Raw genomic sequence first — 12,430 nt, 5'->3', positions numbered from 1 at the left:
TCATTTTTAATAGCGTTCGCGCGATACAATCAGATGGTTTTTTTCTGTATTTTCCGAATAATTCGATATATAAATGGTATTATGTAAACAGAGGAATTGAAGAGTGTAGAGGGGAGAAAGAAATGCCAAAATTGATTAAGTTGAAAACCGCCGTTCTTATACCATTGATGTTCATTATGCTGGCAACCCTTCTTACTTTAGTAATCACCTGGAAATCGGATTATGATTTTTTAGCGGAAGAACAAGGGACTAGAATTGTTCAATTATTAAAAGAAAACACAGATGAACGACTAAAGGCATTTATGATTGAACCCCATCAGATGAATGAAGTGGTGGGGCTGAGAATAAAGGATGCCATCCAGATGGAAAATGACGACTATGAAAGAATTCAGTCCGTCTATTTGGAGTTTTATGAGAAAATGTACGACAAATTCCCTCAGGTATCTGTTATCAGTTTTGGAGATGAAAGAAAAAACTATATCGGGGTTCGGGTCAATGAGGATATGACCAAAAGTCTAATGTTAAAAGATATTCGAACGGACTATATGCTAGATATTTATGCTGGAGAGACGATGGATACTGAGCTTTTAGCAAGTTATGAAGGCTATGATCCGACGATAAGGCCTTGGTACACACCAGCTGTTGAGACAAAAGAACTTACATGGTCTCAAATCTATATCAATGCAGATGAGAAGGCGGAAACTACGATTTCTTCTATCAATCCAATCCTATCGGATAAAGGTGAGCTAATCGGTGTCGCCGAGTTTGATATAAAGCTGACTGGTATCACAAGTTTCTTAAAAGAAGATAAGACAAAAGGAACAGGTGTGATTTACATCGTTAACGACAAAGGACAAATCATATCTCAGTCATCGGAAAGTCCTTTTCTTATGATTGATCTGGAAGCTCAGACTGCGGACGCTATCGATGCGAAGCAAAGTGAAGATCCTTTAATTAAGAAGAGTGCCGGTTATCTGAGTAACGATGCGGTCGTTTCAGGCAGTATCAACCGAGTTCGTTTGGATGGCGATTATTACTACATGATGACATCGGAAATCGCACCGGAAATCGGGCTGGATTGGCGGATAAATATTGCTGTTCCCGAATCGGATATTATGGGAACCGTTCAAAATAGGCAGCTTGTCACGCTCTTGGTCGTTTCGGCATTTATCTTGCTTTTGGTGTTTATTGGCATGTGGTTCTTAAGCCTAGTGACTGCCCCCATATTGAAAGGAGCGGATGCGGCGCTTAAGATGTCTGAAGGAAATTGGGATATTGAACTGGAATCTGGGCGCATACCACTCTATGAAACATATGAGCTGGTAGATGCGTTCAACAATATGGCGAGCCACTTGAAAAAGTCCTTTGAGAACTTGGAGATATCAGAAGAAAAGTACCGGATGCTTATCGAAAATTCAGAAGATATGATTTACAGTCTCGACAAAAACGGCAATTTTGTTGCCGTAAATAAAAAGTTTAAAACGGTATCCGCACTTAAAAGTGATCAGATTGTCGGAAAGCACTTCAGTGACCTGTTTTCTACGCAAACGAATATTGAAGATGCTACAAGTGCGTTTGAAAAGGTGGTTGCGACCAATCAGCTGGTAACCTATGTCATGAAATTCGCTACTCAGAGCAATATCACAAGAATCCTGAATGTGACCTTGATACCACTTTGTGACGATGACAATGAGATAAGGCTGATTATTGGAACCAATAACGATATTACAGACTTAGTAAACGCACAGACAGAACTATCGGAACTGCATTTAAACGAGAGACTGAGGCTTGAAAAGGCGATTGAAGAAAAAACACTCGCACTGGAAGAAACGATGAAAGAGCTGATGGACCGTGAAAAAATGGCTTCTTTAGGCAGCTTGGTATCTGGAATCTCCCATGAAATCAATACTCCCCTTGGTGTGGCGATTACCGCTACCTCGTTTATGGGCTATACCAATGACAGCACGATGGAATCGCTAACTAGCGGCAAGTTGACCAAGCAATCATTTAACAGGTATATCGAAACCATGCAGGAGAGCGTCCAGATTATCGAAACCAACTTAAGCAGGGCTTCTGACCTAGTCAATAGTTTTAAAGAAATCGCGATCAGTCAGACCAACGAGGATGCGGTAGAATTTAACCTTGGTGAGTTTATCCATGCCGTAATTTTGAGCTTAAAGCATGAATACAGCCGTACCGATCATGAGTTTGACATTAGGTGTGAGTCAAACGTTATTCTTAAAAGCTATCCGGGCGCATATTCACAGATTTTGACCAACTTAATCATGAATACCCTTAAACACGGTTTTACAAGTGAGATGAAAGGCATCATAAAAATAGAGGTTCAAACCGACAATGACATGTTGGAATTGATCTATTCGGACAACGGTAAAGGAATCTCTGAATCGAACTTAAAGAGAATATTCGATCCTTTCTTTACGACCAATAGGCAACAAGGCGGCAGTGGTCTTGGTCTTAACGTCGTCTATAATATAGTGACGGGAAAATTGAATGGCAAGATAAAATGCGAAAGTGAAATTGCAAAAGGAACCACCTTCACCATAGAAATACCAAGCAGCTTATAAAGGTCTGCTGCAACCGGTCCTGTAATGACCAGTTGCGCGTTTAAGACTGGTAAATACAAAGCACCTTGCTGTTCTAGTTGAGTAGAACAGCAAGGTTTTTAATTGATTAGACCTACACATTACTATCAGAATAGGATTTATATTACATTTATCTTAAATCACCCACAAACGATTTTAAATTTAGTAAGCTGAAAAGGTAGCAATTGATTTGGGCAAAAAAGCGTGTCCAGAGAGAACTTAATGAAGCTGCGACAATTACTTGGGGGGTAAGATTGATGAAAAAAAAGAAAAAACTTACACAAGTAGCTTTGCTACTTGTTTTAATGTCACTTGCAGTCTATGCTTCGGCAACGACCGTGCTTTCATGGGTTGTGGATGAAACGACCGCTTACGATCAGATATTAAATGCTTACCCTTTGGAAAAGATGGACTTGAAAGCCAAAGACCAGGGAATTACAGTGACAGTTGAAGGCCTTGTGACAGATGAACTAAATACCTATGTCTATGTAACGGTAGAAAGCGAAGACGACAGCTACTGGAAAGTGGACTACTCTGAACAGGGATTTGAAGTTTTGAATCACGCTGAACTTTTTGATCAACCGGAATGGGACTATATTGGCTATTACCGCGCAGGATCTGCCGATCTAGTGTCTGCCAGTAGCAGTGTAAAAACTAGACGAATACTCTTAAAATTCGCCCCTATGATGCTAAGTCAAGGAGACTTCAACTTAAGGATCGGTCAGCTTGTTTCAGATGACGGTGAGATGTTAAAGGGCGACTGGAGTTTTACGATTCCCTTTGAAAGGCTGAATGCCGAAAGCTATCCGCTTGACATTAAAAAAATCATTGAACTTCCGTATGAAAATCATAAAGCGAATCTCACCTTTGATCGTTTGATCCTAGCCCCAACAGAAACAAGGCTGATTTATGATATTGCCATCACAAAAGACGGGGTAGATACTGTTTCGAGCGCGAGTACCAAGCAGTTTGAGAATCTTGCGTTAAGACTTGGAGAGTTAAGCATCAACGGACATGAACTGCGTGAGGTCTTCTTAGGTAGCGGCTGGCAAGAGGACGGCATCTACTTGTCTTACTTTCCTGTAGCTTTTGAAAAACTACGTGAGCTGAGCTTTGACGGTGCCGTATTAAACATCAGAGAGCCCAAAATTGTGGTAGAGGAGTTAGAAGGAATTCCACAAAGAATACCCTTTTTAGAAGGGGAGTTGCTGGTTGAAAAAATAAGCGATAAGCCTGTGAAGCTTAAAATTACCGACCTTAATTATAAGGATCAGCCTTATGAGCATTTGGAGTATGAATGGCATTTTAACAGCAATCATGTGCGTAGCAAGTGGATCGACAATGAGGTGGTTGCGATTGATGATAAAGGTGAGTATCATGAAGTGGATCCTTCGGTCCTATGGTTTCTTGATAATGACTGGAGAGTGAAGACCATCTCGTATGTGGATGAAATAGAAAGCTATTATCCACCTAATTCAAATGAGCCTTCGAGTGATTTTGAGAATGGGACATGGAGACTTCAAATCAACGCAGTCAAGTACTCGATGAAACTAGATAGGCCGATTCATGTGAAGGGGTGGTGGTGATATGTTGAATACATTTTGTTTATCAGTTTTATTCTTGGTATGATTAGCTTGCAGATCCACTGGTCAAAGGCACCTAAAAAAGGTAAAGGGTTAATCCTACCGGTAATCTTTCTTGCAATTTCTTTGCTAGTTGTGGCGGCTTTGGTTCCTTACAGCTCAAGCGGTACGATGGAAGTTTTTGATGAAGATGGACAGTTGGTATCGTCGGTGACGACTGAAACTACCCGTGATGTCAATCAGAACTTCGCAGCAAGCACGCTTGTTGTATTTTTAAAGATGAATATCCCGACATTCATCCTATTGGTTATTTACGGCGTTGTCAGAATCCGTATGAGCAAGAAGACATTTGAAATCGAAATGGATGATTTTGATTTGGAGTAGGCTATCTTTTTAAAGGCGCGAAATATCTTCACAATCATTGACTTTAACGTAGTGTCAAAGTTTATAATGAGATTAACTATAGCGCATAGTTTAGGAGCATGGGATGGAAAAACTATTTTCGATAGGCAATCTTTCAAAACGGACAGGGGTGTCCACAAGGAGCATAAGACATTATGAGAGTCTTGGCTTATTGTCCTGTGCGGCTGTAACTGATTCGAACTACAGGATGTACAGCGAGAAAGAGATGAAAAGGTTACAGCAGATCTTGCTGCTAAAAAATCTAGGCTTTTCTTTGAATGAAATACTTGAAGTACTTTCTGTTGAGGAGAGTGTCAAGGTAGCGGCACTGTTTGAAGATAAGCTTAAGGCTCTTGATCAAGAGGCCAAACGAATTACTAAGAGAAAAGAAATGTTGGAGGCCGTAACGAAAATATACAAGAACAATGGCTATGAATACATCAGCAGTTTTCACTTAATCAAGGAGATGGTTTCAATGAATACGAGATTTATAAGGATATTTAACCGATTGAAGGTTGAGACTCAAATAAAAGTGCTCAAGGAACTGTATCAAACAGGAACGTTATTACCGCAGACCCTAAAAGAAATCGGAGAGATGGATGGACATCTCTTTTTAGAAGAGTTGCATTTGATTCTTGTGAAGTCGCTTCTTAACGGCGTTGATTTTCAGACCGAAAAGAATATCATGGAAACCCTACGAGAAAGCGACCCAGAATTCGCGAAAGTCACGATGAAAGCGATGTTCACCTTTGACGATTTTGCCAGGTTGCCGGACTCGGTCATCAGGACATGGGCATCTAAATGTGAGGATGGACAGCTCGTCATCGCACTAAAGGACAGCAACAATTACTTGACCAATAAAATACTGATGAATATGCACTCAGATAGGGCGTTGAAGCTTAAAAAGGAACTGGAAAACGATGAACTGGTCAGCTTGGACAAGTCGTTTGAAGCAATGGAAAACCTGATTAACCTACTGAGAGAACTTGAGAAAAACGGCGAGGTTGTGATTGATCGCTTGGATTACTGAATGTTAGGTGCAGTGGGTTGATACGGAATCAGTGGTGCCTATAGTGTTTTTATGCGTGTCTCTTTGAACACATTGCTTAAAGAGGGCGACCGCAAGGCCAAAGAATGTAGTTGTTCAAAAGGCTACTACGAGAGAATTTGATATATGAAAGAACAAAGGCCACTTTCTTGGACTTTGTTAACAGTCTCAAGCCTGCATATTGCAGGCTTGTTTTCATCTATGGACAGAAGACCGGATTAATCGAAGTGCCTATTGCTTAGAGAAGCTAATTTATGCTTCTTTAAAGTAGGGGATGACAAGAAGGGTGTTTTGCGCAATTCTGAAAACTTATTGTTGTGTCGTTTATGTGACAGTATAATTTAAGGAGGATGTTTATAATTGAACCATAACAGATAGTGCACTAGCTGTTCGACCAATTGTCTTGTTATCGGGGGAAACTATGAAAAAAATGACGTTTTGGATGTGCATGTTCATGGCCATAGGTAGCATTATCGGAGCTGGAATTTTCGCCAGAACTCCTTTAGTGATTAGACTTGTTGGAAATGGGCTTGTGTGGGGATTTTTCCTAGCAGCAATTTTTGTGTTTTTTAAAACAGTACCAGAAGTTATTTTAAGTTCGGCATTACCTGCAAATGGTGCCAGCTATATGCATTTAACCAGGCTTTTACACCCTGGACTTGGAGCGATTCATTCCTACAACCAATTGGTTCTTGGTACTATGAATGTCGCAATCCTGTCATTGACCTTTGCAGAGTACTTTGTAGTGCTTGTGCCGAGCTTGTCGGTGCCTTTTGTCGCCGTGAGCATCGCTCTGCTCTTCACATTTATCTCCACCTTTGGTGTAAAGGTAAGCGGCTGGGTGCAGACTGTTTGTGTTTGGCTGCTACTTGGCGCTTTGGGATTGTTCATCTTCAAAGGGATGCCATCTGTTGCCATAACACTTCAAGACGTTTTGGTACCAACCGTAAAACTGACACGGATCTGGGCTGCGATGGGATTACTTCACGGCAGCTTGATAGGTGCGAATGTCCTTATGTATGCAGCGGATGAAATTGAAAAACCAGAACGTACGATTCCAATTGTGTTTGTTACTTCTACAATCATATGCTCGGTCTTGTTTGCGGTGGTTGGCTTTGTGTCACTTGGGAATATTCCACTTGTACAGTGGAACGATTTTGCAACCAATTTGGCTACCGCGGCTCAGCAGTTCTTAAGTCCGCAATTACTGTCATTATTCATCGTTGCCGGACCTTTGCTGGCAGTTGCCACAAGTATAAACGGCATGATTCTTATGTTTTCAAGATCACATTTTGTCGCTGCAAGAGATGGCTTGCTACCAGTTGGGATCAGCAAGCTGAATCGATTTGGAGCACCGGGGATTTCGATCTGGTTCAATTCATTAATCGGTATTACAGCGATCGTTGCAGGATTCAATTTAGGTGATGTAGTCCTTATGGTTTCGGTGCCAGGACTACTGCTGAATCCAATTGTCTTCTTGACGGTATTTGTTTTACCAAAGCGGTTCCCGCTCAGTTATAAAAACTCGTTTTTAAAGATTCCTCATTGGATTGCACAGGTTATCGTTGTAATTGCAGCAGTTTTAAGCTATGTTCTTGGCGCTTCGGTGGTTTCGAAAATGACACCCAAAACATGGCTTGCAATGGGAGTTTTTTATACAATGGCACTCATATACACCATCATCAGAAGACAGTATCTAATAAAGAAGGAAGGACTGGATATCTTCGAAAAAATGCGAACTCCATATCAGCCGTGGGTGGATAAGGAAAACGCGTTAAGTCTAGTAGAAGAGATAGCATAAGAAATTAGCACATGGCATCAGTCATGTGCTTTTGCTATACTATTTACATGAAGAGAGGTTGAGATGAACAGACTGAAAATCAAAGAAGAATTGAAATGCCAAGCGATGTTTGGCCATCTTGGCGAGGAAGATATTGAACTGCTGCTTGACCATTCCGAGCTTGTTCTTTTGGAACCAAAGGACTTTGTGTGTAGAAAGGGTAGGGAAGCCCGTCAAGTGTTTATGGTACTCAGCGGGACTGTCTCTGAATATGCGATTGATGGAAACGAATTTACCATAATGATCAAAGAGGGTGGAAAACACGACTGCTTCGGTGAACTTGCAGTACTGCTGGAAAAGCCTTATATCACGTCGGTAGTCGCCTTAGGAAAAGTCAAAGTACTTGCAATTAATGCGCACTTATTTTCTAGAATTCTCTGGCAGAATAAATCTGCGATACAAGAAGTGCTTGCTCTTTGCATTAAGCGACTTCAGCTATCTGCTCAAAAGTCCATTTCGTATACACATTTTAACGCTGAAGGAAGACTTGCCTACATTTTGCTGATGATGCAAAATGAAAAACGAGATATGGAGTATATCAAGGCTACACAAGAAGGTTTGTCAGAGCGGTGCGGGATAGCTAGGCAAACCGCCTCTGTAATCTTGAATGAATGGAAACGTGATGGTATCCTTTCTATCGGTAGGGGGAAAATCAGGATCCACGATGAAGAAGCGCTTACGGAAATCGCATTATACAGCGCAAAAAATTATTAATTTCATTGAAGTGTCGGGTAAGTGACAGATATAATCTGTCACTTATTTTATTATGAAGTCATAGGATAAAGGAGGCAGCATATGAGATTAGATGAGTTTCAAAAAAAGAGCGGACTGGAAAAAGTGCCAGTCTATTGGGACAGAAGGTATACAAAGAACTTGGACCAGTTGTCTAAACCCTTGTATACCGTGGAGTTAGAGGAGAATGTCGCGATTACTTTAAGAGATGGAGTTGTGCTTTATGCCGACATATATCGACCTAAGGAACTGGAAAAGTCACCTGCGCTGCTTGCTTGGTCCGCTTATGGAAAAACGATGCAAGCGATGAAGCGCGGCGCACTGCCGGGATCATCAAACTATTTCGATCATAGTCTCGAGGCAGGCGATATCGATTTCTTCGTCCAAAGGGGATACACCTTTGTCATTCCTGACCCAAGGGGAATCGGCGTTTCAGAAGGTGAGTTCTATGGCATTTACAATCCACAGGAGCAACTTGACTGTTACGATGTGATTGAGTGGTTAGGCTCTGATTACCCAGGATGTGATGGAAAAGTCGCGATGGCTGGCTACTCGTATTTCGGTATCATTCAGATGCTGGTTGCGGCACTGAAGCCACCTCATCTGACTTGCATCATGCCACTCTCTTATACAGATGATTACTACCAACACGGTTATTATGGCGGGGTTGCGAATACGTACATGAGCATGTACTGGGAACTTTGCCCTTCGCATACTCCAAGGCTTTGGTCAGAAAAAATGTATAGTGAGAAAGAGCTGAAAGAACGTATGAAGGAAGTTCAAAAAGACCCTGATATTGCGATTATCTCCTACTTCAATAAGATGTTCAATACTTGGCCGCCGAGGTATCATACGTTTTACTTGGATTACTTATTACATCCACAAGATGATGAATTTTGGAAGCAACGCTCCGCGAAATTCATTTACGACCAGGTGGAGGTCCCTACGTATTTCAAATGCGGTTGGGCGCCTACTGGAAGATGGTCTGCGCCTGTATTTAACGCTATGAATTCCAAAGAGTTAAGTTGCGTCAAACGAGCGGGTGTTATGGAGTCTTATGGTGGTATGGAGCTACCATATCGTTTTATGAACGAGGAATGCTTAAGATGGTATGATCACTGGATGAAAGGTACTGATACCGGAATACTGGACGAACCTCCATTTAAAATGAACATCATTGGACGTGGTTACCGTTATGAATCTGAATATCCACTTGCAAGAACAGATTTTAGAAAACTATACCTTAGAACTTTTGGGCAGCTCAGATGGGAAAAGGACCCCGAAGGTGCACTGCCGCCCGATAGCTTCACTCACCGCCCGCCTAATATAACGAATGACGTGGAAAGACTTGTCTATAGAACAGATAGATTCAGCCGTCCTACAGAGTTTACAGGTCCGATCGAGTTGCGGCTGTTTGCTTCAATCGACGCTGAAGATGCGAACTTCATCGTTAAATTATGGCAGATTACGCAAGGTGGTACCAGAATGCCACTGTGCAGAACGGGTTCTTTAAAGGCGTCACACCCTTATGATGCTGAAAAGTCAGACATTGGACGTCCTGTACATGACCATAGTAGAGTGGTAAAAGTGGTTCCTGGTGAAATTAACGAGTACATAATCGAAATTAATCCGATCGGCATGGTATTTGATTCCGGAACGAGTTTGGAAATTGAGATTAAGGCAATGGACAACTTTGAGCATCAAAAGGAAGCTTGGCAAGGTAAACTCGGTCATTTAGGTCCGATTCCTAGCGCCAACACAATCAATTACAAAATCTTTCGAGATGCGGATTATCCTTCGTATATTTTACTACCCGTCATTCCAGAGACGCCGTCTGAAAACTGGCTGCAACCTATTGTTGGCAGTGGTTCCTTTAGCGGAAGTGGAAATGGAAGTACACACTAAGAAGCTTTATGAAAGAAGGGGAAACCCTTCTTTTTTTAGGAGGAGACATGACCTATACGTTTGAAGTGGCATTAACGGTATTTTTAGTAATGGTAATTATTTCTCAGCTAATCGCTGGAATGACTAAAATGAGATTAGGCTTGCCGCTCGTGCTTGGAGTTTTGGGGGTTGTAGGATTTCACTATGGATGGATACCAAAGGATATCGCCGAACTTTCCAACATGAAAGCGGTGGGCTTCATCGCATTCAATGTTTTAGTCATACATTCAGGTACGGCCATAGATCGTTCAGATTTCAGGCGTTATAAAAGGGAGTTTGCGTTTTTACTTTCGGTCGTAGCGCTTAGCTTGATGGCGGTCTATATGGTAAGTGCGGTAATCTTCACAAAGGAAATAGCGCTTATTGCATTGGGGCCAGTTTTTGGAGGCGGTGCCACTGCCGCTATCACTTCAGTGGCATCGCTTGCAACACATAAGGAGTTGTCAGCAATCCCGTGGTTGATTTTTATGCTTCAAAGCGCAGTTGCGATACCGATTTTGGAGATTGTTCTAAAAAAAGCGATGCAAGAAACGAATACATTGAATTGCAGTAAATTTGAAGTAAACGAGGAAAAGAATGCGCTGATTGATCGAATCCCAACGCATATGAAGTCACCAGCGTACTATTTAGGTGGAATTCTTGTGTTTTCATTAGTTGCTAAGTGGATTCATCTGAAACTATTTGCAGGAATAGGAATCCATTTTGCAGTGGTCGCATTGTTTTCTGGTGCGTTGTTAGGTCATTTTGGCATTTTAGATAAAAAACCGCTGGCGCGTGCCGACTCCTATGGGTTACTCTTGCTTGGATTAATGTCCCTGCTGCTAGAAACATTAGCAAATACTCCGTTAAAAGCAATTATAGGACTATTGATTCCTGTAATAGTCATCCTACTAGTTGCTGTTATGTCCTTGGCAATTTGTGCTGTCATACTTGCACCGCTATTTGGAATCAAGACCTATCATTCACTGGCAATTGGCTTGGCTTGCATGATAGGCTTTCCAAGTGTCGATTATCTACTTAATAAGCGTGGTTTGAAAAACGAGGAGTTCATTAGATTGACCAATCCTTGGATAATCAATGGACTTTCCATTATGATTGGAGGTATTGTGGCAGCATTGCTTTAATGATAAATCTTGTGAGTTTGAACACCATATGTTGAACTTACTTTAGATAATAATCCATGGTGGATGTCACATAAAAGCCACTCGAAATATACAGCTGAAGCGCGTTGTCGTTTTGTGCCTCCACCTGTAGGAAAACATCGCTTGCCTTCTTAGCAAGGAGCTCCTGAACCCCCAGTCTTAAAAGCTGCTTTCCGTAACCTTTGCCCCGATAAGCTTCAAGTATGCCTAGGCCGTAAATTGAGCCCACGCCGTCATAAAGGGCTAGATGAACCTTTCCGACTACGGTGGAGCCGCATTCTGCGATGAAAATGGTCATGCCATTTGCTTCTTCCTCTTCTGGAATAAGACGCTGCACCTCGTCGATGGGGCACCCGAAGTAGACGGCGTTTTGCCTTGCTATCTCATCGGTGTCTTGATTGGAAGCCTTTCTTAGGGTGATGACAGGTTCGATCGCGGGCAACTGATCAAGCGTTTTTTTATCAAGGTACATTTCGAACTCGCTGTGATGTAGGCGGGCTCCTGTGTTTTTTACAAAGGTCGATCCTGAAACCGAATCCCTGTCTGTCAAAAGAAGCATATGGGGCTGGGGCGTCTTGGAACACTCGTAGGTAGCCTGAGCGTAGAGTCTTTTGAAGATGCCCTTTCTGCGGTAATCGGGATGCACCATGCCGTTGAGCTCCGGTTCGAAACTGCCGAAGTTGCCTATTCCCAGGTATCCGACAAGTGAGTCGTCCTCAAAGTACATGATCTCACTGATTTCATCGAGTCTGGGATCTGCACCGGCTGAAATGCTTGCTTTATATTCGAGTTCAAGCTTTAGCGAGGTCTTGTCATGTTCCTTGCACAGTTGTTCAAGTGTCTTGATCGCCTTTATGTCGTCTTTGTTTAAATAGCTTTTCAATAGGATATGCGGATGATTTTTCATAAGTCTCCTTTATGGTTGATCTTCTTAAGTTGATTATACTAAATGATAGGCGGTTTTGCCTGCTAGGAAATACCTATAATAAACCAATCCGATTATTCATGACCTACATCATGAATAGGACAGCTTATCCTCTCGCGGCAATACCAGCGTTTTGACATCTTTTTTTTGGCATATTCTTTAGACTATGGGGTATGTAACAAGTATGGTATTGGCGGACTACAGCTATTTA

General features: G+C 41.9%; 9 protein-coding genes. 8 read left to right on the top strand and 1 reads right to left on the bottom strand.

Features of this window, described 5'->3' with window-relative positions:
* The first annotated feature begins 122 nt into the window (after positions 1 to 122).
* The 8 genes from DWB64_RS13760 (at position 123) to DWB64_RS13725 (ending at position 11,276) form a co-directional block, all read left to right on the top strand.
* A complete protein-coding gene (locus tag DWB64_RS13760) occupies positions 123 to 2,585 on the top strand; it encodes an ATP-binding protein (protein ID WP_129488828.1) in 2,463 nt (820 codons plus the stop codon).
* A gap of 275 nt (positions 2,586 to 2,860) precedes the next feature.
* Entirely contained in the window at positions 2,861 to 4,189 is a 1,329-nt protein-coding gene (locus tag DWB64_RS13755) for a DUF4179 domain-containing protein (RefSeq protein WP_129488827.1), read from the top strand.
* A 15-nt stretch (positions 4,190 to 4,204) separates the two neighbouring features.
* Entirely contained in the window at positions 4,205 to 4,570 is a 366-nt protein-coding gene (locus DWB64_RS13750; RefSeq protein WP_129488826.1) for a hypothetical protein, read from the top strand.
* A gap of 103 nt (positions 4,571 to 4,673) precedes the next feature.
* Positions 4,674 to 5,618, top strand: coding sequence for a FliG C-terminal domain-containing protein (locus DWB64_RS13745; protein ID WP_129488825.1), 945 nt, complete (start codon positions 4,674 to 4,676; stop codon positions 5,616 to 5,618).
* Positions 5,619 to 6,057: 439 nt separating this feature from the next.
* Complete coding sequence (locus tag DWB64_RS13740) at positions 6,058 to 7,437, top strand: APC family permease (protein WP_129488824.1); 1,380 nt, start codon at positions 6,058 to 6,060, stop codon at positions 7,435 to 7,437.
* Positions 7,438 to 7,500: 63 nt separating this feature from the next.
* Positions 7,501 to 8,190, top strand: a complete 690-nt coding sequence (locus DWB64_RS13735; protein ID WP_129488823.1) for a Crp/Fnr family transcriptional regulator — start codon at positions 7,501 to 7,503, stop codon at positions 8,188 to 8,190.
* 81 nt (positions 8,191 to 8,271) lie between these two features.
* Positions 8,272 to 10,113 (top strand): CocE/NonD family hydrolase, encoded by a 1,842-nt coding sequence (locus DWB64_RS13730; protein WP_129488822.1) that lies wholly within the window; start codon positions 8,272 to 8,274, stop codon positions 10,111 to 10,113.
* A gap of 47 nt (positions 10,114 to 10,160) precedes the next feature.
* Entirely contained in the window at positions 10,161 to 11,276 is a 1,116-nt protein-coding gene (locus DWB64_RS13725) for a hypothetical protein (protein ID WP_129488821.1), read from the top strand.
* 37 nt (positions 11,277 to 11,313) lie between these two features.
* Here the strand turns inward: DWB64_RS13725 and DWB64_RS13720 are convergent, their stop codons facing one another.
* Positions 11,314 to 12,201: a GNAT family N-acetyltransferase gene (locus DWB64_RS13720; protein ID WP_129488820.1), complete on the bottom strand. Its 888-nt coding sequence runs from the start codon at positions 12,199 to 12,201 to the stop codon at positions 11,314 to 11,316.
* Between the last annotated feature and the right edge of the window lie 229 nt (positions 12,202 to 12,430).

The sequence above is a fragment of the Fusibacter sp. A1 genome (assembly GCF_004125825.1).
Classification (GTDB): Bacteria; Bacillota; Clostridia; order Peptostreptococcales; family Acidaminobacteraceae; genus QQWI01.
Note: the sequence above shows the minus strand (reverse complement) of the source record. Positions and strands in the feature narration are given on the sequence as shown.